Genomic DNA, 21,748 nt, shown 5'->3' on the forward strand with positions numbered 1-21,748 from the left:
AGTTACCAGGTTTTACCAATGTTAAACTGGAACTGTTCCGCTTTGTCTCCATCGTACTTCTTGAACGGCTGGGCGTAGGAGAAAACCAACGGCCCCAATGGGGACATCCATTGTAACGCGATACCTGCAGACATACGGATATTGCTCGGATCACCGTAATCTGGAACCCCAATAGCACGAGTTTGATCGCTATCCTGCCAGTTAGTATCCCAAACGGTACCCATATCCCAGAAGAAGGAGGTACGGACCGAGTTAGCATACTTATCGCTGATAAACGGCGTCGGGGTAATAAATTCCAGGCTGGCTACGGCCATGGCGTTACCACCGACCGCATCGTCTGATTTACAGTACGAACCGTCTTTATTGGTACACTCTTCGTAGCTGTCAGTATCGCCGGCGTAAGCCCCAGGTTTATAGACCGCTTTCGGACCGATGGTATTAGACTGGAAACCACGCACGGTGCTGGAGCCACCCGCATAGAAGTTCTCGTAGAACGGCAACTCTTTGCTGCCTATACCGTCTCCATAACCTACCTTGGTACGACCCAGGATGACCCATTTATGATCGTCATCGATCGGCACATAGGTCGCGGTATCCAACGTCGCTTTATAGTATTCGTTGTCAGAACCCGGAATGGTGACTTTGCCGTTCAGGTTGACGCGCGTACCTTCCGTTGGGAAGTAGCCGCGGTCAAGCTTGTTATATGTCCAACCATAGTTAAAGGTGAAGTCATCCGCAGCAAAGCTGTTGGTATTGGTCTCACCCATTGACTCAAGATAACGATCCATCGCAACCTGCGGCTGCATATTGGACAGTTTGTTATGTACATAACCCAGGCCCGCACGCAACGTGTTGTATTCGTTGACCGGGAAGCCCAGCGTCACGTCTGTACCATAACTTTTGTTGGTATAGTCGGACAGGTCTGCATCATCCGCTTCAAAGTCGTTATAGAAGACGCGGCCACCAAGGCTCACACCATCAACGGTGAAGTACGGGTTAGTGACAGACAACTCAGTATAGGTCTGGTAGTCGTTTTTGGTGCCGTTAATCCCGACAGAATAACCGGTACCTAACCAGTTATCTTGCTGAACGCCAGCCTGGAAGCTCACGCCGCTCTCGGTACCGTAACCGACGCCGAAGTTAAAGCTACCGGTGTTACGCTCTTTGACCTTGTAGACCACATCAACCTGATCCGGGCTGCCCGGAACACGCTGAGTATCGGTATCAACGGTTTCAAAGTAACCCAGACGGTTCAGACGCTCTTTACCCTGGTCGACCAGATCGCTGCCCAACCATGCGCCTTCCATCTGACGCATTTCGCGACGCAGAACGGAGTCTTTAGAAGTGTCGTTACCTTCAAAACGGATCTTACGCACATAGAAACGGTTACCCGCATCCACGTTTACACGTAATTTAACGGTTTTGTCGGCGTCGTTGATTTCAGGCTGCGACTGAACGCGCGGATAGGCATAGCCATAGCGACCCAGAAGCTTCTTGATGTCATCTTCCATTTTGGTCACTTTGGTGCCGTTATAGAGTTCACCTGGCTCGATCTTCGTCAGGGTCTCAATTTCGGCGGAGTGCCCGGCCAGGTTACCGCTCACCTGAACCCCAGAAAGCTTGTACTGCTCGCCTTCAGTGATGTTAACGGTGATGTAGATGCCTTTTTTATCCGGCGTCAGGCTGACCTGAGTGGAATCAATATTGAAGCGAGCATAACCGCGATCCAGATAGTAGCTACGCAGGGTTTCAAGGTCGCCCGCCAGCTTCTGTTTCTGGTATTTACGATCGCCCACCACGTTCCACCACGGCACTTCGTCACGCAACTGGAAGTGAGAGATAAGTTCGTCAGTCGAGAAGGCATGGTTGCCGACGATATTGATCTGTTGGATCTTCGCCGAAACACCTTCCTGGAAGACCAGCTTGAGGTCAACGCGGTTACGCGGCAACGGCGTCACCACCGCTTTCACACTGGCGCTGTACTTACCGACGCTATAGTAGAAATCTTCCAGGCCCTTTTCGATATCGGCAAGCGTTGTGCGATCCAGAGACTCGCCAACACGCACGCCAGACGCCTCGAGGTTTTGCTTCAGCATGTCATCTTTCACCGATTTGTTACCGGAGAAAGTGATGCTGGCAATCGTCGGACGTTCTTTTACCTGAACCAGAAGGGTATCACCATCGCGCAGGACGCGGACATCCTCAAAGTTTCCGGTGGCGAACAGAGCACGAATGGTATTACTGATGTCTTCATCATTAACCGTGTCGCCTGTGCGCACCGGCATACTGAGGAGAGCCGCACCAACGGCGACTCGCTGTAGGCCTTCGAAATGAATGTCCTTCACTACGAACCCTTCAGCACCGTATACGGTGGCGCTGCTAAACAGCAGCGACGCTATGAGCAACTTTTTCATCGCCATCGTTATTATGCGTTCTTCCTAACACTCTCTTACAACCGAGAGAAATCATTGAAAAGTGCAAGCCCCATTAACAACACCAGCAAGATAGAGCCAATGCGATAACTAAAGTCTTGAACCCGCTCGGATACCGGACCGCCCTTCAGCTTTTCAATCGCCAGGAACAGCAGATGCCCCCCGTCAAGAACGGGCAACGGAAACAGGTTGATTATCCCTAAGTTCACGCTGATAAGCGCAAGGAACATCAGGTAATAAATAATCCCGAACTCCGCTGACATCCCAGCCCCCTGGGCGATAGAAATCGGCCCACTGAGGTTGTTCAGTTTTACATCACCGGTAATCAATTTTCCCAGCATACTGACCGTCAGCTTCATCAACTGCCACGTTTTATCCGAGGCTTCGAGGATGGCGCTGAATGGCCCATACTGGCGTACAGTCTTATACTCATCAGGCAGAGGAATAACTTTAGGCACCACGCCCGCAAACCCTTCTGCCTTACCGTTAACCTGTTTTGAATCTGGGGTTAACGTTAAAGACAAGGAACTTCCTTGTCTTTCAATATCTAGCGCTAACGGCGTATCCGGATTATCGCGCACCAGCGTCACGAACGTCATCCATTGCGTCAGCGACTGACCATTGACTTTAACGATCCTGTCGCCAGCTTGCAAACCTGCCTTACTTGCAGCGGAGTTAACCTGCACTTCTGACAGTACCGGTTCAATCTGCGGACCACGCGGACGCATGCCCAAACTAGAGACAGGATCCTCTTTGTCTGGCTCAAATGCCCAATGGCGTAAATCCAGCGTTTTGTCCTGTCGCTGGTTACTGCCAAATTGCGCCACGCTGAGGGTCGTATGCTCATCGCCAATTTTGGATACCAGTTGCAATCGCACGGCATCCCAATCAGGGGTTTCGATGCCATCAACCGCTTTTAGTTCCGTACCCGGCTGAATTTGCGCCTGTGCAGCAATCGAGTTGGGTGTTATTTCACCAATAACCGGACGAACGCCAGGGACGCCAATGATAAACACCAGCCAATAAGCAAAAATAGCAAAAAGGAAGTTTGCAATCGGACCCGCGGCGATAATGGCAGCACGTTGTCCAACCGTTTTATTGTTGAAGGCGTAATGGCGCAATTCCGGTGCGACCGGTTCAGCGCGCTCATCCAGCATTTTGACGTAACCGCCGAGGGGAATCATGGCGATGACGTATTCCGTACCTGATTTATCGGTACGCCGCCAAAGCGCTTTTCCAAAGCCAATGGAAAAGCGTTCGACGCGGACTCCGCAGCGCCGCGCAACCCAGAAATGACCAAATTCATGCACGGTGATAAGCACACCAAGTGCGATGATGAATGCAGCCAAATTCCAGAGAATACTCAGCATAAGACCATCCGTTAGAGCGTCCTGAACACCAGTAACAACAGGCAGGCAAAGACCGGTACCGCAGCCGTCAGGCTATCAATACGATCCAGAATACCGCCGTGTCCTGGAATTAAGTGACCACTGTCCTTAATACCTGCTTCACGCTTAAACATACTCTCGGTCAGGTCACCCAGCACGGAGGCCAGGGCTGCAACGATGGAGCAAATGAGCAAGGTGACAGGCGCAACTTCAAGATTCGCCCACATGCCATAACCCCATGAGATCACGGCCGCAGTGGCGAGTCCGCCAAAAAAACCCTGCCAGGTTTTTCCAGGAGAAACCTTCGGTGCCAGCTTATGTTTGCCAAACAGCTTACCAAACATATACGCACCAGAGTCCGCTCCCCAAACGAGGATCATGACATACAGCAGCCATAGCGCGCCACTATAATGATTCTCATCATAGTGCCATGCACGTAGCGCCAGCATTCCCCAAAAGAACGGGACAATGGTTAACACGCCGAAAATTATGCGTAATGTTTTGGAATTACGCCAGACCGACGCAGACCCTGGGTAAAACAATACCAGTAACAGCGCTACGACCCACCAGCCCAGCGACGCCCACAGCGATACTTCAACCAGCGGTTGATGGATATCGCGATGGTATTCTGGCAGCAAAAATAGCATCAGTGCCAGCAATAGCCCGCACAAAACCGCCAGCCAGACTCGCTGCGTACGCGTGGTAAAACCGCTTAACTGTCCCCATTCCCAGGCGGCCAACATACAGACGACCAACGTAACAATGGCGAACCCCACCGGCGGCAGCAAAAACAGCGCCGCGATGACAACGGGTATTAAAACAAAAGCAGAAATCAGGCGATACTTCAGCAAAAGCGACCCCCATCAGGCTTTTTCATCACCGGGTTCGGTGCCGCCGAAACGACGCTCACGATTAGCAAAGGCATGCAGCGCACCTTCAAAGTCTTGTTCATCGAAATCGGGCCAGAGAACATCGGTAAAGTAAAGTTCGGCATAGGCAATTTGCCACAACAGAAAATTACTAATTCGGTGCTCTCCCCCAGTCCTTATCACTAAATCCACAGGAGCCAGCTCATGCATACAAATTTGCTGCCCAAGCATCTCTTCATCGATTTGCTCAGGATGCAGCACACCGTCCTGCACCTGTTGCGCCAGTTGCCTGACTCCCTGGACAATATCCCACCGTCCACCGTAATTCGCTGCAATATTCAGCGTCAACCCGGTATTCTGGGCGGTAATCGCTTCTGATTTGCGAATCCGTTCTTGCAAACGTGAGTTAAATCGACTGATATCCCCGATAATACGCAGGCGTACGTTATGGCGATGTAGGTTTTTCACTTCGCTATCAAGTGCCCACACAAACAGTTCCATTAACGCGCTCACTTCCTGCGCAGGTCGGTTCCAGTTCTCACTGCTAAAGGCATACAGCGTTAACGCATCAATACCGTTATTTGCAGCAAAAGAGACAGCCCGGCGGACGGATTTTGCTCCAGCCTTATGCCCAAAGGCGCGAATCTTCCCTTGCTTTTTCGCCCAGCGGCCATTGCCATCCATGATAATTGCGACATGGCGACAACCATGTGCTGGCAAATTTTCGCTTAATGGTTTAGTTGCAGACAACATAACGCGTTATTAGTCCCTGAAAGGATTTACGGTACTCAGGAATACTGAAGCCTATCCACAAAAAAGCCGTGTCAAACCACGGCTTACCCGACCGAAAAAAAGCAAATACCCGCGATCGGGTGGCGCAGACTATATCACTGAAGCCCAACGCTAACAAATAGCACGATTCTCCGTAGAGGGATTATCATCAGCTTGAGAGTCGCATCACTTCTTTTCTGGCGACTTCCCGCGCGATGGCATCGACCTTCAACACGTCGTCAACGCTCTGCGGTTCCTGCAAATCCATCTTATCCAGTACAGATAAATTGAGATCGGCAATATCGGTAAATCGGATCTGCTGCGCCAGGAATGCGGCAACGGTAATTTCATTCGCGGCATTGAGTGCGGTCGTCGCCGCCTGACCTTGCTCAAACGCGTCCATCGCCAGTTTCAGGCACGGATAACGCTGGTAATCAGGTGCGGAAAACGTCAACGCACTGAGTTTGCAAAAGTCGACAGGCTTAACACCGGACGTCACACGTTCTGGCCATGCCATCGTATGGGCAATAGGTGTACGCATATCAGGTTCACCCAACTGCGCCAGAACACTACCATCCTGATAACGGACCATCGAATGAATAACCGACTGCGGGTGAATCAGCACTTCCATCTGGCTTGCACTGGCATTAAATAACCAACGCGCTTCAATGTATTCCAGACCTTTGTTCATCATGGTGGCGGAATCGACAGAGATTTTTCGTCCCATCGACCAATTCGGATGACGGCATGCCTGATCGGGGGTCATAGAGACCAGATCGCGCAATGGCGTTTCACGGAATGGGCCACCAGACCCGGTAAGCAGAACTGACATGACGCCGTTTTGCTCAAGGTCAGCGTATCCCAGATTGTGTTGGATAGGTTGCGGTAAACTCTGAAAAATCGCGTTATGCTCGCTATCTACCGGCAAAAGCTGCGCTTTGTGGCGTTTCAAGTCGTCCATAAACAGACGACCGCAGGTCACCAGCGATTCTTTATTCGCCAGTAAAATGCTTTTGCTCGCACGAATTGCCGCCAGCGTCGGCAGCAAACCCGCTGCGCCGACAATCGCCGCCATGACCTGATCAACATCATCCAGCGCAGCCATATCACAGGCAGCCTGCTGCCCGCTCATCACCTCGGTACGGCTACCCTGTGCCAAAAGAGCAGCTTTTACCTGTGCCGCGCTTTTTTCATCATCCATTACCGCATAGCGAGGTGCAAACTCCAGGCATTGCTCTACCATACGGGCAACATTTTTACCCGCCACCAACGCAGCAACACGAAATTTTTCCGGGTTATGGCGTACTACATCCAGCGTACTGCAACCAATGGAACCGGTTGATCCCAGGATGGTTAATTGCTTCATCGGACATCCAGAAGAATTTTACTCGCCATACTTCAAGTTGCATGTACGTTGGCTTTACTCGGCCTTTGGCGTCACCGCCTTCCTGCAACTTGAATTATTTAGAGTATGTAGACAGAAAAAAGCAAAACGCCGCCATCCAGCCTTCTCAGGCCTTCTAAGCGGCGTTTTTAGCGTACAGGCGAATCAGAACTGCATCAGTTCTGCTTCTTTCTCTGCCAGCGCCGCATCAACTTTTTTGATTGCTGCGTCAGTCAGTTTCTGTACGTCGTCCTGAGAACGGCGATCGTCATCTTCGCTGATCTCTTTTTCTTTCAACAACGCTTTCACTTTGTCGTTTGCATCACGGCGTACGTTACGTACCGCAACACGCGCGCCTTCAGCTTCACCACGTACGATCTTGGTCAGATCTTTACGACGTTCTTCGGTCAGCGGCGGCAGCGGAACGCGGATGTCAGAGCCCGCAGAGCTTGGATTCAGACCGAGGTCGGAAGCCATGATTGCTTTCTCAACGGCTGGACCCATAGAACGGTCAAATACGTTGATTTTCAGGGTACGGGAATCTTCAACCGTTACGCTTGCCAGCTGGCGCAGCGGAGTCGGCGTGCCGTAATATTCCACGACAATACCATCCAGCAGGCTAGGAGAAGCACGACCCGTGCGAATTTTGCTGATTTGGTTTTTGAACGCTTCGACGCATTTGTCCATGCGTACTTCAGCATCTTTTCTGATATCGTTGATCACGTTACGAATCCTTGAAAGCTTGTTTCAGTCAGACCATACCCGCCACGCAAGATGTGACAAGTATAGTCTTGATTAATTTTGAGGGACGTATCCCGCGACATTAAAGCGGAATATTACCTGCATTTAGCCGCAACGGGAATTATTCCGTGATTAACGTGCCTTCTTTTTCACCCATAACAACACGGCGCAGTGCACCTGGTTTGTTCATGTTAAAGACACGAATCGGTAATTTGTGGTCACGAGCCAGCGTGAACGCGGCAAGATCCATTACTTTCAGCTCTTTATCCAGTACTTCAGTGTAGGTCAACTGTTCGTACATAGTCGCCGTTGGATCTTTAGCCGGGTCGGCAGTAAATACGCCATCGACTTTGGTGGCTTTCAGAACCACATCCGCTTCAATTTCAATACCGCGCAGGCAGGCTGCAGAATCGGTGGTGAAGAACGGATTGCCGGTACCCGCAGACAAAATAACAACGCGGTTGTTACGCAGCAGGCTGATAGCTTCGGCCCAGCTGTAGTTATCACACACGCCGTTCAGAGGAATTGCGGACATCAAGCGAGCGTTCACATAGGCGCGGTGAAGCGCATCGCGCATCGCCAGACCGTTCATTACGGTGGCTAACATGCCCATGTGGTCGCCCACAACGCGGTTCATCCCCGCTTTCGCCAGACCAGCGCCACGGAACAGGTTACCACCACCAATCACTACGCCAACCTGAATACCCAGCTCAACCAGCTCTTTGATTTCCTGAGCCATGCGGTCGAGGATGCTTGCATCAATACCGAAGCCTTCTGAACCTTGCAGAGCTTCGCCACTTAACTTAAGCAGAATACGTTTGTAGACGGGTTTTGCATTGGTAGCCATGTTTCTTTCCTGAGACTGTCAACGAATGAGATGAGTTAATTCCGGCGACATTGTATGTCGCTTTTCAGCATGACCACTATAGCGGTTCGCTGAATTTACAAGCCAGACACAAAAAGAAGCCGCCCTCAGGCGGCTCCTTTAAAAATTAAGACTGCTTGGACATCGCAGCAACTTCTGCTGCAAAGTCAGTCTCAACTTTCTCGATGCCTTCACCCACTTCAAAGCGGATGAAACCAGTTACGTCAGCGTTATGCTCTTTCAGCAACTGACCAACAGATTTGCTCGGTTCCATGACGAAAGGCTGACCGGTCAGAGAAACTTCGCCGGTGAATTTCTTCATGCGGCCTTCAACCATTTTCTCTGCGATTTCTTTCGGCTTGCCAGACTGCATAGCGATGTCCAGCTGAACCTGGTATTCTTTTTCTACCACTTCAGCGGAAACGTCTTCCGGTTTAACGAATTCTGGTTTGCTTGCAGCAACGTGCATTGCCAGCTGTTTAACCAGTTCTTCGTCAGCGCCAGTTGCAGCAACCAGAACACCGATACGAGCACCGTGCTGGTAGTTACCCAGAACTTCGCCTTCCAGGGAAGCAACGCGACGGATGTTGATGTTCTCACCGATTTTAGCAACCAGAGCAACACGTTCTTCTTCGAACTGTGCTTTCAGAACTTCAACGTCAGTGATTTTGCCAGCAACGGCAGCGTCCAGTACTTTGTCAGCAAATGCCTGGAAACCAGCATCTTTAGCAACGAAGTCAGTCTGGCAGTTAACTTCCAGAATGAAAGCGATGTTGCCGTCGATTTTGGTTTTGATTACGCCGTCAGCAGCAACGTTGCCTGCTTTTTTCGCCGCTTTGATTGCACCGGACTTACGCATGTTTTCGATTGCCAGCTCGATGTCGCCATTAGCTTCAGTCAGTGCTTTTTTGCAATCCATCATGCCTGCGCCAGTACGCTCACGCAGCTCTTTTACCAGGGATGCGGTAATTTCAGCCATTCTAAAATCCTCGGAAGATTTGATCTGCCCGGCATGAAACCGCACAGATTTAAAAGTGAAAAAGGGGGCCATATACAGGCCCCCTAACCAAACGTGATACTACCTGGTCTATAAGGGCTCTAACGAGCGTGCCTTATTATTCAGCTTCTACGAAGCTTTCTTCCGCCTGGGAAGCCAGATCCTGAGAACGGCCTTCACGAACGGTAGTAGCTACAGCGCCCAGGTACAGGGTCACAGCACGGATTGCGTCGTCGTTACCCGGGATAACGAAGTCAACACCGTCCGGATCAGAGTTGGTATCAACGATAGCAAATACTGGGATACCCAGGTTGTTTGCTTCTTTGATAGCAATGTGCTCGTGGTCAGCATCGATTACGAACAGAGCGTCCGGCAGACCGCCCATGTCTTTGATACCGCCCAGGCTGTTTTCCAGTTTCTCAAGCTCACGAGTACGCATCAGCGCTTCTTTCTTGGTCAGCTTTTCGAAAGTACCGTCCTGAGACTGAGTTTCCAGATCTTTCAGACGTTTGATGGACTGACGAACGGTTTTCCAGTTAGTCAGCATACCGCCCAGCCAGCGATGGTTCACGAAGAACTGGTCGCAGCTGTTAGCAGCTTCTTTCACCGCTTCGCTTGCAGCGCGTTTAGTACCAACGAAAAGGATTTTACCTTTACGAGCAGAGATCTTGTTCAGTTCAGCCAGAGCTTCGTTGAACATCGGTACAGTTTTCTCAAGGTTGATGATGTGAACTTTGTTACGCGCACCGAAGATGAACGGCTTCATTTTCGGGTTCCAGTAACGGGTCTGGTGACCGAAGTGAACACCAGCCTTGAGCATGTCGCGCATGGAAACAGTTGCCATGATTAAAACCTCTATATATAAAAGTTGGGGTTAAGCCTCCACGCATCCCATATTACCGACCCCAAAGGGCACCCCGGAATATGTGCCGATACGTGTGTGTTGTTACACAAAGTGAGATTTGTCGCTCCCGTCCATCGTGTGTAGTCTTCGAATGGATCGGAAGTCCGGCGCGCTTTATACCACAAATACGCCACCGACACCAATAATTGTTGGCGGTCTGTGCTGAATGAACGATGAATTTCGTGTTACAGGAAGGCGGCAAATTTTTGAATCCCCGGGAGCTTACAACCAGTAAGTGACTGGGGTGAAAAAATGTAGCCAACGCATCTGTGGCACGAAAGGCGAAGTTCAGAATGATTCTCAATTTGGCAGGGTACACCCCAGACTGATACCATTGGCAGCACTTAAACAATTATTGCCGATATCATCGGCACTGATGGACAGAATTTATGGCTATCTCAATCAAGACCCCTGAAGAAATCGAAAAAATGCGCGTCGCTGGCCGCCTGGCCGCTGATGTACTGGAAATGATCGCGCCGTTTGTTAAACCGGGCGTCAGCACCGGCGAGCTGGATCGCCTCTGTAATGACTATATCGTGAATGAGCAGCAGGCCATTTCCGCCTGCCTGGGCTATCACGGTTATCCGAAATCCGTGTGCATCTCTATTAATGAGGTGGTGTGCCACGGGATCCCGGACGACGCCAAGCTTCTGAAAGACGGCGATATCGTTAACATCGACGTCACCGTAATTAAAGACGAGTACCACGGCGATACCTCCAAGATGTTTATCGTCGGCAAACCTACTATTCTGGGCGAGCGTCTGTGCCGCGTCACACAGGAAAGCCTGTACCTGGCGCTGCGGATGGTAAAACCGGGCATTCGCCTGCGCACGCTGGGCGCTGCAATTCAGAAATACGCGGAAGGCGAAGGTTTCTCTGTTGTTCGTGAATACTGCGGTCACGGTATCGGTCGCGGCTTCCATGAAGAGCCACAGGTTCTGCACTACGATGCAGACGACGGTGGTGTGGTACTGCAGCCGGGCATGACGTTCACCATAGAACCGATGCTGAATGCCGGTGATTACCGCATCCGCACCATGAAAGACGGCTGGACGGTGAAAACCAAAGACCGGAGCTTGTCTGCACAGTACGAGCATACTATTGTAGTGACGGAAAACGGCTGTGAAATTCTGACGTTACGCAAGGATGACACCATCCCGGCGATCATCACACACGGCGAATAATGTTTTGCCTGATGGCGATGCATTCGCATCTTATCAGGCCTACAAATTGTACTACTTAGTAGGCCGGATAAGGCGTTCACGCCATCATCCGGCTTTTTAATGGGTGGCGCATAATGAATACTCTTCCTGAACAGCACGCAAATACTGCCCTCCCCACCCTGCCTGGCCAACCGCAAAACCCAGGGACATGGCCACAGCAAGATCTCAACTGCTCCGGCATTAAAGCGCATATCGACACCTTCCAGAACTGGTTAGGCGAAGCGTTTGACAGTGGAATTTCCGCAGAACAGCTCATTGAGGCCCGCACCGAATTTATTGACCAACTGCTACAGCGTTTGTGGATAGAAGCTGGGTTCGGGCAAATAGCCGATCTGGCGCTGGTTGCCGTTGGCGGCTACGGGCGAGGCGAACTGCACCCGCTTTCCGATATTGACCTGCTGATCCTGAGTCGTAAAAAGCTGCCTGATGCGCAGGCCGAGAAAGTCGGTGAGCTGTTAACGCTGCTATGGGACGTGAGGCTGGAGGTTGGGCATAGCGTGCGTACGCTGGAAGAGTGTCTGCTGGAAGGATTGTCAGATTTAACCGTCGCCACCAACCTGATTGAAACTCGCCTGCTGATCGGCGATGTGGCGCTGTTTCTGGAGCTGCAAAAGCATATTTTTAGCGAAGGTTTCTGGCCTTCCGACAAGTTTTACGCTGCCAAAGTGGAAGAGCAGAATCAGCGCCACCAGCGCTATCACGGCACCAGCTACAACCTGGAGCCGGACATCAAAAGCAGTCCCGGCGGCCTGCGCGATATCCATACCCTGCAATGGGTGGCCCGCCGCCATTTTGGTGCCACCTCACTGGACGAAATGGTCGGCTTCGGCTTTTTGACACTGGCAGAACGTGCCGAGCTGAATGAATGTTTGCATATCCTGTGGCGGATTCGCTTCGCCCTGCATCTGGTCGTTAGTCGTTACGACAACCGCCTGCTGTTTGACCGCCAGCTCAGCGTGGCGCAACGGCTAAACTACGGCGGCGAAGGCAACGAGCCTATCGAGCGGATGATGAAAGACTATTTCCGCGTCACCCGACGGGTCAGCGAACTGAATCACATGCTGTTGCAACTGTTCGACGAGGCGATCCTCGCCATGCCCGCCGATGAAAAACCGCGCACGATTGATGACGACTTCCAACTGCGCGGCACGTTGATCGATCTGCGCAACGACGATCTGTTTATCCGCAAACCAGAAGCGATACTGCGGATGTTTTACATCATGGTGCGTAACAGCGCGATCAGCGGGATTTACTCCACCACGCTGCGCCATTTGCGTCATGCCCGCCGTCATTTAACGCAGCCGCTGTGCTACATCCCGGAAGCGCGATCGCTGTTTCTCAGCATGTTACGCCATCCGGGCGCGGTGAGCCGCGGTCTGCTGCCGATGCATCGCCACAGCGTGTTGTGGGCCTATATGCCGCAATGGTCGCATATTGTCGGCCAAATGCAGTTTGACCTGTTTCATGCCTATACGGTGGATGAACACACCATCCGCGTAATGCTCAAGCTGGAAAGTTTTGCTAACGAAGAGACCCGTCAGCGCCATCCGCTGTGTGTGGATCTATGGCCGCGTCTGCGACAGCCGGAGTTGATTCTGATTGCCGCGCTGTTCCACGATATCGCCAAAGGTCGCGGCGGCGATCACTCGGTACTCGGCGCTCAGGATGTGCTCAAGTTCGCCGAACTGCACGGCCTGAATTCCCGCGAAACGCAGCTGATCGTGTGGCTGGTGCGCCAGCATTTGCTGATGTCGGTGACCGCTCAGCGCCGCGATATTCAGGATCCCGAAGTGATCAAGCAATTCGCCGAAGAGGTACAAACGGAACACCGTCTGCGCTTTTTGGTGTGTCTGACCGTCGCGGATATTTGCGCCACCAACGAAACGCTGTGGAATAGCTGGAAGCAAAGCCTGCTACGCGAGCTGTACTTCGCAACGGAAAAACAACTCCGTCGTGGCATGCAAAATACGCCGGATATGCGTGAGCGTGTACGCCATCATCAGCTTCAGGCGCTGGCGCTACTGCGAATGGACAACATTGATGAAGAAGCGTTGCACCACATCTGGTCACGCTGTCGCGCCAACTACTTCGTGCGTCACAGCCCAAATCAGCTGGCCTGGCATGCGCGCCATCTGCTGCAACACGATCTCAGCAAGCCGTTGATCCTGCTCAGCCCACAGGCCACGCGCGGCGGGACAGAAATTTTCATCTGGAGCCCTGACCGCCCTTACCTGTTTGCCGCCGTCTGCGCTGAACTGGACAGGCGTAATCTTAGCGTCCACGATGCGCAGATTTTCACTACCCGCGATGGGATGGCGATGGATACGTTCATCGTGCTGGAACCGGACGGCAGCCCGTTGTCTTCAGATCGACACGAAGCGATCCGTTTTGGACTGGAACAGGCCATCACGCAGCGCAGTTGGCAGCCACCGCAACCGCGTCGCCAGCCGGCAAAATTACGCCACTTTACCGTCGATACTGAGGTCACCTTTTTGCCGACCCATACCGACCGAAAATCATTCCTGGAGCTTATCGCTCTCGACCAGCCCGGCCTGCTGGCGCGGGTCGGGCAGATTTTTGCCGATCTGGGAATTTCGCTGCATGGCGCCCGAATTACAACCATTGGCGAGCGAGTAGAAGATTTATTCATAATCGCCACCGCCGACCGGCGCGCCCTTAATAATGAGCTGCAGCAGGAAGTGCATCAACGGTTGACAGAGGCCCTCAATCCAAACGATAAAGGGTGATGTTTTTATTTATTATGGAAAGAGTTTAACAATGCAGCAGTTACAGAACGTTATTGAGTCCGCTTTCGAGCGCCGTGCCGACATTACTCCGGCAAATGTAGATACCGTAACCCGCGAAGCGGTGAATCAGGTTATTTCTTTACTGGATTCCGGTGCACTGCGCGTCGCAGAGAAGATTGAGGGTCAGTGGGTCACGCATCAGTGGCTGAAAAAGGCGGTCCTGCTCTCTTTCCGTATTAACGATAATCAGGTCATCGAAGGTGCGGAAAGCCGTTACTTCGATAAAGTACCGATGAAATTCGCCAACTACGACGAAGCGCGCTTCCAGAAGGAAGGTTTCCGTGTGGTTCCGCCTGCGGCCGTGCGTCAGGGTGCGTTTATCGCCCGTAACACCGTGCTGATGCCATCTTACGTAAACATCGGCGCTTATGTTGATGAAGGTACGATGGTTGATACCTGGGCGACAGTCGGTTCCTGTGCGCAAATCGGTAAAAACGTACACCTGTCCGGCGGCGTTGGCATCGGCGGCGTACTGGAGCCGTTGCAGGCTAACCCGACCATCATCGAAGACAACTGCTTCATCGGCGCACGCTCTGAAGTGGTTGAAGGCGTGATCGTCGAAGAAGGTTCTGTTATCTCCATGGGCGTGTACATCGGTCAGAGCACCCGTATTTACGATCGCGAAACTGGCGAAGTGCATTATGGTCGCGTTCCGGCAGGCTCCGTGGTCGTCTCCGGCAACCTGCCGTCGAAAGATGGTAAATACAGCCTGTACTGCGCGGTGATTGTGAAGAAAGTCGATGCCAAAACGCGTGGCAAAGTGGGAATCAACGAACTGTTGCGCACTATCGACTAACAGCGATTTGAAAAAGCGGGCTTAGCCCGCTTTTTTTACATCTGCGAGTGGCATAAACAAGGCTTTTCGTTAATTATTCAATGGTTATAGTGAGCTTAAGGGTACCGCTATGTATGACAATCTGAAAAGTCTGGGCATTACTAATCCTGAAGAAATCGATCGTTACAGCCTGCGGCAAGAAGCCAACAACGATATCCTGAAAATCTATTTCCAAAAGGATAAAGGCGAGTTTTTTGCCAAGAGCGTGAAGTTCAAATATCCCCGTCAGCGCAAAACGGTGGTAGCTGATGGCATCGGCCAGGGTTACAAAGAAGTGCAGGAGATCAGTCCCAACCTGCGCTATGTGATCGATGAACTGGATCAGATCTGCCAGCGCGATCGCAGCGAAGTCGATCTTAAACGCAAGATCCTTGATGATTTACGTCATCTCGAAAGCGTCGTGACCAACAAGATCAGCGAAATTGAAGCCGATCTGGAAAAACTGACGCGTAAATAACCGCGCGTGAATGTATTCGTAAGCCGGGTAAGGCGAAGCCGCCACCCGGCATTTTGCCTGATAAGCGTAGCGCCATCAGGCAATTAATCAATGCTGTTCATCCAGTTGTAACGCCACATACAGCAGCAGTCGGTCGTCAAAATTCCCCAGATCCAGTCCGGTCAGTTCTGAAATACGATTCAGGCGATATTCCAGCGTATTGCGGTGAATAAACAGTGCCTTTGAGGTCGCCAGCGGCTGGACGTTATGACGAAACCATGCCGCCAATGTCCGACGCAGCAACCCATTGTTATCCATCGCTTTCAGCCTCACCAACGGACGCGCCAGCTCATTGGCCTGCCAGCCACCGCGCAGGCTGTCCAGCAGCACTGGCAACATCAAATCCTGATAGAAATAGCTACGGCTTTCCGGCATCCGCTGTTTACCGACCATCATGGTGGTGCGCGCCGTACGATACGAACGGGCAATGCTACCAGGCCCGGTAAAATAGTTGCCCAGCGACACGCGAAAACGCAGCTGTCCGTTCTCTTTCATGCGGGCAATAAGCTGCTCAACCCGCTTACGATGATCTTCAGCGTCCCAGCGGCCAAACTGATTGAGCGCCGGTTTCAGCACCACCATCTCGGTCAGAGAGACAATCGCAATCAGATTATTACGTTCGGGCGTGGTCAACGCATTCTGCAATTGCTGTAACTCCGCCATCGCACTGTCAACGCCAAGCTGGCCACTATCGACCTCCAACACCGCCACCACGCGTGGCTGGTTCAAATCAATGCCTAAACGCTGGGCCCATTCCATCAGCGCTGGCGTATTCTCTTCCGCCTGAATCAGGTTCATCACCAGCTCTTCACGCAGACGGCTATCCTGCGCTAACAGATGCATCAAGCGCGACTGTTCCAGCATCATTTCGGCGGTCATACATACTAACTCGCCGTATTTACGCAGATGCTCCGGCTCGCCGGTAAGGCCGATAACGCCAACGATTTCGCCTTCCAGACGTAGAGGCAGGTTTATCCCCTGTCGTACACCGTGCAAGTGACGTGCCACCGCATCGTCGATATCGACCACCCGACCCTGCGAAAGCACCAGCAGCGCGCCTTCGTGCAATTCACCAATACGTTCGCGATCGCCGCTGCCGATTATCCGCCCACGGGCATCCATTACGTTGATATTGGTATCAATGATGCGCATGGTACGCGCCACGATATCCTGCGCCATTTTGGTATCAAGATGCCAACCAGCCATAAACCCCTCCTGTGAGCAGAGCTCAAGCATAGGGAAGATAATAAGCGGCGACATTGTGCAAATGCACAAAGCGAAAGGGAGAAGTATGGAGTTGTGGGAAGTATCACAAAAAGAAACCCCTTCCTGTGCAGGAAGGGGCTGAGGGAGATTACTGCATCAACAGATAGATGGAGCTGTCACCGCGCTGAATGTTCAGCGCCAGTACAGCCGGTTTGCTGTCGAGGATTTTGCGCAGTTCAGCGATGTTTTTCACCGGCTGCTGGTTCGCGCCGATAATCACATCCCCTTTCTTCAGGCCAATCTGTGCAGCCGGAGAATTCGGTTTCACGTCGCTTACCACGACACCTTTGTCCTGGCCTTTGTTGCTCATATCGGCACCTTCGATGCCTTTAAAGATAGAGCTGGAGTCAACCTGAGTCTGGCTGCTCTGCTGCAATTCCAGGTTCACGGTGACCGGCTTACCGTCACGCAGCAGACCCAGGGTGATTTTGCTGCCAACCGGCATCGTACCGACCTGCGCACGCAGGGCGGCGAAGCTGCTGATAGGTTTGCCGTTCAGGGAGGTAATCACATCCCCGGCTTTAATCCCCGCTTTCGCTGCGGAAGAGTTCGGCATCACCTGGCTGACGAATGCGCCACGCTGGGCGTCAACTTTCATCGCTTTCGCCAGCTCAGAGCTCAGTTCGGTACCCATAATGCCCAGCTCGCCGCGTTTAACCTGGCCGAACTCAACCATCTGTGAAGTCAGGTTTTTCACCATGTTGCTTGGGATCGCAAAACCGATACCGATGTTACCGCCGTCCGGTGCGAGGATCGCGGTATTAATACCGATCAGCTCACCGTTCAGGTTGACCAGCGCACCACCGGAGTTACCCCGGTTGATCGCAGCATCCGTCTGAATAAAGTTTTCGTAGTTCTCCGCGTTCAGGCCACTACGTCCCAGCGCAGAAACAATACCGGAAGTCACCGTTTCACCGAGGCCAAACGGGTTACCAATTGCCACGGTGTAATCACCCACGCGCAGCGCATCGGAATCTGCCAGCTTAATCGCCGTCAGGTTTTTCGGATCCTGAATTTGGATCAGCGCGATATCGGAGCGCGGATCTTTACCCACGATCTTCGCGTCAAATTTACGACCATCGCTCAACTGAACTTTAATCACCGTGGCGTTATCTACCACGTGGTTATTGGTCACGACATACCCTTTCGCGGCATCAATAATTACGCCGGAACCGAGTGCCATAAATTTCTGCTGCTGGCCGCCGCCATTGTCAGCGCCCGGTGCGCCGCCCTGGCAGAACGGTGAACTCTGGAACGGAGAACCGTCCTGGCAGAACGGTGAATTATCACCGAAGAACTGCTGGAAATTACGCGGCATGCGCGGCGTATTTACCGTCGTGCTCCCCTCGACGTTAATACTTACCACCGATGGCATCACTTTTTCGAGCATCGGGGCCAGGCTTGGCATCTGTTGGGCGGTCATTGCTGAAGACGACGTCTCAGCCGCTGTAGCAGACAGGGGGGACAACGCCAAACCTAAACTCAGAGCCAGTGCACTCATTGCTAATGTGGTTTTTTTCATGTGTTTCGTTCTCGATTAACAGGTAACGCAAAATTGCTGTATACGTCAGAGTCGTTTTATAGCGCTAAGTTCCAGAATTAAGTTTAAGGAAAAAGTAAAATTTTATTGTCCATCTTTACAAATGAGTATTTATTGTTCTACGGCCATCAAGCGACGATATTCATCCCAGGCATACAAATCTGTCATTCCGCTGATATAATCCTGAATCAGCCGGCAGCGATAATAATATTCCAGAACCGAATACTCGGCGCACCCCGTCGATATTTTACTAACCGCCTCAACATACGCAAGACGATGGCGGGTAGACAACTTCTGAAATAAACGGGACTCGATAGGAAAACGTTTTACTCTTTCATTGTCGACCAGTTCAGAAAAATCTGACTGAGACATTTTTAATAACGGCTGATAGATCTCCAGCAACCCGCTGATCACCCGATAGCCCTGTAGTTCCAGTTGTTCAACATCCGGATGGCTAAACACATGTTTTACCGCCACATTTTTATAAACACCCAGTAACTGGCTGAAGCTGCTGGCATCTTCTAGCAGCGCATGATTAAAGCTGCCTTCATAAATCTGCGGCAAATTATCAATAAACCGCTGGGCCGCATATGGCACCAGTTTATTCAGCGTATTGACGCGTAAATACATAAAGAACTGATCTTCGGTACTCCGGCTTAATGTATTTGAACGTGACTTCTCCCAGGCGTTCTCAACAACCTGGCTAAACAGGGAACCTTTTTCATGCTGCCCCCACGCCTCATACAGGTGGTGATAAAGTTGCTCGACGCTAAAGATTCTTTTCTCAACGGCATCTTCCAGATCCGCCACGCAATAAGAGATATCATCGGCAGCTTCCATAATCCAGGTTAATGGAAAGCGACTGTAAGGCGCTAATGATAATTCTTTACGCAACCGCTCAATATACGGTTCTTCAGAAAGGTAATAACCCGGCTTCTTCATTAAATAATTGTGTGTTTCGGGTGCACTGCCGCGCCACCACGCTGGACGGGTATATTTTAAAATACCGCCAACCTGCGCCCAGGTAAGGTTCATACGCATCAACGTATGCACAAGGCGAATACCCTGCGCATTGCCTTCAAAATGGCACAGGTCCTGGCGTACCTTACGGCGAATATCATTCAGCGACTCCTCGCCTTCACGCAACCGTAATGCCGCCACCTGGCAGCGGTCATCACTTAGGGGCTGACTTTCTGCGTCTGCGGGATACAGCCGCTGGCGGAACCAGTCATTAATCGCCGCTTCCCCAAAATGGCCAAACGGCGGATTGCCAATGTCATGCATCAGGCAGGACATTTCGACAATACTCTCAAATGGCCCTGTCAGTTCATCCAGGCCATACTGCTCCAGCAGCTTTAGTTCTTTCAGTCGGCTGAGGATCTCTTTCGCGATATAGCGCCCAACCTGCTGAACTTCCATCGAGTGCGTCAAGCGCGTGCGTACTGCCGCATTACGCTCCAGCGGAAAGACCTGCGTTTTTTGTTGCAGTCGGCGAATGGCCGGTGAATTGATAATACGTCCGCGATCGCTTTCGAAAATACGCAGGATCTCATGCTCAGTCTTCACGCCCTGCGGCGAACGGTAACGACGATGCCAGTTTATTTTTTTTCGGAAATCGATCTGTGCCATGTCCTCTCCCGCCTGAGAAATGCGCTACCCCTTAAGCGCATGATAGACTATGCCCTCAAATCTGGCTTATCGCGAGTAAATCTATGAAAATCGGCATCATTGGTGCAATGGAAGAAGAAGTTACGCTGCTGCGTGACAAAATCGAAAACCGTCAGACCATCGCGCTCGGCGGTTGTGAAATTTACACCGGCCAACTGAACGGTACAGAGGTTGCGCTGCTGAAATCGGGTATCGGTAAAGTGGCTGCGGCACTGGGCGCTACGCTGCTGCTTGAACGCTGCAAGCCGGACGTCATCATTAATACCGGTTCTGCGGGTGGCCTGGCCTCTACGCTGAAAGTCGGGGATATCGTAGTTTCTGACGAAGCGCGCTATCACGACGCCGACGTCACTGCCTTTGGCTATGAATTTGGTCAGCTACCGGGCTGCCCGGCTGGTTTTAAAGCCGATCCTGCGTTGATTGCTGCCGCAGAGTCTTGCATCGCCGAACTCAATCTGAACGCCGTTCGCGGACTTATTGTCAGCGGCGACGCATTCATTAATGGATCCGTAGGGCTGGCTAAAATTAAGCATAACTTCCCGCAGGCTATTGCCGTTGAGATGGAAGCGACCGCAATTGCGCACGTTTGCCACAACTTTAACGTGCCATTTGTCGTGGTTCGCGCTATCTCTGACGTTGCCGATCAGCAGTCCCATCTCAGCTTTGACGAATTCCTGGTGGTTGCCGCGAAGCAGTCAAGCCTGATGGTTGAAACGCTGGTACAGAAACTGGCGCATGGCTAAATTACTCTCCAGGGCGCTGGTCGCCCTGCTTTTCACTCTCCCGGCGTTCCTTTACGCCGCGCCGCGTGTTGTGACGCTTTCTCCTGCCAATACTGAACTCGCTTTTGCCGCTGGCATTACCCCCGTTGGCGTCAGCAGCTATTCAAACTACCCGCCAGAAGCCAAAAATATTGAGGAAGTCTCAACCTGGCAAGGGATGAATCTTGAACGTATTGTGGCGCTGAAACCTGATTTGGTTGTCGCCTGGCGCGGGGGAAATGCTGAGCGGCAGGTGAATCAACTGACCTCTCTGGGTATTAAGGTCATCTGGGTGGACGCCGTTACCATTGAGCAGGTTGCCGATGCGCTACGCCAATTAGCGGCATGGAGCCCCAAGCCTGAACAAGCTAAACAGGCGGCGCAAACCATGCTTGATGACTATGCTTTACTTAAATCTCAGTATGCCAACAAACCGAAAAAACGCGTGTTTCTCCAGTTTGGTGCCAATCCTCTGTTTACCAGTGGAAAAGGTTCTATTCAGCACGAAGTTCTTGAGGTATGCGGCGGAGAAAACATCTTTGCCGGTAGTCGGGTTCCCTGGCCGCAGGTTAGCCGTGAGCAGGTCCTGGCACGAGCCCCCCAGGCTATTGTTGCCACAGGCGGTCCGGGTGAAACTCTGAAAATTGAGCAATACTGGGGAAACCAGCTAAAAATACCCATTATTACACTTAATAGTGACTGGTTCGAACGCGCGAGCCCGCGTATTATCCTCGCCGCAAAACAACTCTGTAATGCGCTTTCACAGATAAATTAGCGCCTGCCCCCACCAGGTCTGTTGTG

Annotated in this window: 18 protein-coding genes; 6 read left to right on the forward strand and 12 right to left on the reverse strand. The window is 51.9% G+C overall.

Going from position 1 to position 21,748, the window contains the following annotated elements; translation table 11 throughout:
- Positions 1-2: 2 nt before the first annotated feature.
- The 9 genes from bamA to rpsB all read right to left on the reverse strand — a co-directional run bounded on the left by bamA (position 3) and on the right by rpsB (position 10,291).
- A complete protein-coding gene (bamA, locus tag C2U43_RS21120) occupies positions 3-2,420 on the reverse strand; it encodes an outer membrane protein assembly factor BamA (protein ID WP_103285738.1) in 2,418 nt (805 codons plus the stop codon).
- A 29-nt stretch (positions 2,421-2,449) separates the two neighbouring features.
- On the reverse strand, positions 2,450-3,802 hold the full coding sequence (rseP, locus tag C2U43_RS21125) for a sigma E protease regulator RseP (RefSeq protein WP_103285739.1): 1,353 nt from the start codon (positions 3,800-3,802) through the stop codon (positions 2,450-2,452).
- A gap of 11 nt (positions 3,803-3,813) precedes the next feature.
- Positions 3,814-4,671 (reverse strand): phosphatidate cytidylyltransferase, encoded by an 858-nt coding sequence (cdsA, locus tag C2U43_RS21130; RefSeq protein ID WP_008786267.1) that lies wholly within the window; start codon positions 4,669-4,671, stop codon positions 3,814-3,816.
- Positions 4,672-4,683: 12 nt separating this feature from the next.
- Positions 4,684-5,442: a (2E,6E)-farnesyl-diphosphate-specific ditrans,polycis-undecaprenyl-diphosphate synthase gene (gene ispU / locus C2U43_RS21135; RefSeq protein ID WP_008786266.1), complete on the reverse strand. Its 759-nt coding sequence runs from the start codon at positions 5,440-5,442 to the stop codon at positions 4,684-4,686.
- A 187-nt stretch (positions 5,443-5,629) separates the two neighbouring features.
- A complete protein-coding gene (gene ispC / locus C2U43_RS21140; protein ID WP_103285740.1) occupies positions 5,630-6,826 on the reverse strand; it encodes a 1-deoxy-D-xylulose-5-phosphate reductoisomerase in 1,197 nt (398 codons plus the stop codon).
- A 183-nt stretch (positions 6,827-7,009) separates the two neighbouring features.
- Positions 7,010-7,567, reverse strand: coding sequence for a ribosome recycling factor (gene frr / locus C2U43_RS21145; protein ID WP_003018547.1), 558 nt, complete (start codon positions 7,565-7,567; stop codon positions 7,010-7,012).
- A 139-nt stretch (positions 7,568-7,706) separates the two neighbouring features.
- Positions 7,707-8,432 carry a UMP kinase gene (pyrH, locus tag C2U43_RS21150; RefSeq protein ID WP_003018549.1) on the reverse strand — a complete coding sequence of 242 codons (726 nt, stop codon included), beginning with the start codon at positions 8,430-8,432 and terminating at the stop codon, positions 7,707-7,709.
- A gap of 145 nt (positions 8,433-8,577) precedes the next feature.
- Entirely contained in the window at positions 8,578-9,429 is an 852-nt protein-coding gene (gene tsf, locus C2U43_RS21155; protein ID WP_003018551.1) for a translation elongation factor Ts, read from the reverse strand.
- Between the two features lie 136 nt (positions 9,430-9,565).
- Positions 9,566-10,291, reverse strand: a complete 726-nt coding sequence (gene rpsB / locus C2U43_RS21160; RefSeq protein ID WP_003018553.1) for a 30S ribosomal protein S2 — start codon at positions 10,289-10,291, stop codon at positions 9,566-9,568.
- A 449-nt stretch (positions 10,292-10,740) separates the two neighbouring features.
- Here rpsB and map point away from each other — a divergent pair, with 449 nt between their 5' ends.
- The 4 genes from map (at position 10,741) to C2U43_RS21180 (ending at position 15,673) form a co-directional block, all read left to right on the forward strand.
- Positions 10,741-11,535, forward strand: coding sequence for a type I methionyl aminopeptidase (map, locus tag C2U43_RS21165; RefSeq protein WP_003829182.1), 795 nt, complete (start codon positions 10,741-10,743; stop codon positions 11,533-11,535).
- A gap of 113 nt (positions 11,536-11,648) precedes the next feature.
- On the forward strand, positions 11,649-14,321 hold the full coding sequence (gene glnD / locus C2U43_RS21170; protein WP_103285741.1) for a bifunctional uridylyltransferase/uridylyl-removing protein GlnD: 2,673 nt from the start codon (positions 11,649-11,651) through the stop codon (positions 14,319-14,321).
- Positions 14,322-14,352: 31 nt separating this feature from the next.
- Entirely contained in the window at positions 14,353-15,177 is an 825-nt protein-coding gene (dapD, locus tag C2U43_RS21175; RefSeq protein ID WP_003829186.1) for a 2,3,4,5-tetrahydropyridine-2,6-dicarboxylate N-succinyltransferase, read from the forward strand.
- Positions 15,178-15,286: 109 nt separating this feature from the next.
- Positions 15,287-15,673 carry a DUF3461 family protein gene (locus C2U43_RS21180; RefSeq protein WP_005132126.1) on the forward strand — a complete coding sequence of 129 codons (387 nt, stop codon included), beginning with the start codon at positions 15,287-15,289 and terminating at the stop codon, positions 15,671-15,673.
- Positions 15,674-15,760: 87 nt separating this feature from the next.
- On the opposite strand, the gene cdaR is transcribed toward C2U43_RS21180, so the two are convergent.
- The 3 genes from cdaR to dgt form a co-directional block, all read right to left on the reverse strand.
- Positions 15,761-16,918: a DNA-binding transcriptional regulator CdaR gene (gene cdaR, locus C2U43_RS21185; RefSeq protein WP_003829189.1), complete on the reverse strand. Its 1,158-nt coding sequence runs from the start codon at positions 16,916-16,918 to the stop codon at positions 15,761-15,763.
- A gap of 148 nt (positions 16,919-17,066) precedes the next feature.
- Positions 17,067-18,500, reverse strand: a complete 1,434-nt coding sequence (gene degP / locus C2U43_RS21190; RefSeq protein WP_003829191.1) for a serine endoprotease DegP — start codon at positions 18,498-18,500, stop codon at positions 17,067-17,069.
- 129 nt (positions 18,501-18,629) lie between these two features.
- On the reverse strand, positions 18,630-20,147 hold the full coding sequence (gene dgt / locus C2U43_RS21200) for a dGTPase (RefSeq protein WP_103285742.1): 1,518 nt from the start codon (positions 20,145-20,147) through the stop codon (positions 18,630-18,632).
- Positions 20,148-20,230: 83 nt separating this feature from the next.
- On the opposite strand from dgt, the gene mtnN reads away from it, so the two are divergent.
- Both mtnN and btuF read left to right on the forward strand, forming a co-directional pair.
- Positions 20,231-20,929: a 5'-methylthioadenosine/S-adenosylhomocysteine nucleosidase gene (gene mtnN, locus C2U43_RS21205; protein WP_103285743.1), complete on the forward strand. Its 699-nt coding sequence runs from the start codon at positions 20,231-20,233 to the stop codon at positions 20,927-20,929.
- On the forward strand, positions 20,922-21,722 hold the full coding sequence (gene btuF / locus C2U43_RS21210; RefSeq protein WP_003829197.1) for a vitamin B12 ABC transporter substrate-binding protein BtuF: 801 nt from the start codon (positions 20,922-20,924) through the stop codon (positions 21,720-21,722). The genes mtnN and btuF overlap by 8 nt, the downstream gene beginning before the upstream one ends.
- Positions 21,723-21,748: the final 26 nt, after the last annotated feature.

It is taken from the genome of Citrobacter freundii complex sp. CFNIH9 (assembly GCF_002903305.1).
Classification (GTDB): domain Bacteria; phylum Pseudomonadota; class Gammaproteobacteria; order Enterobacterales; family Enterobacteriaceae; genus Citrobacter; species Citrobacter portucalensis.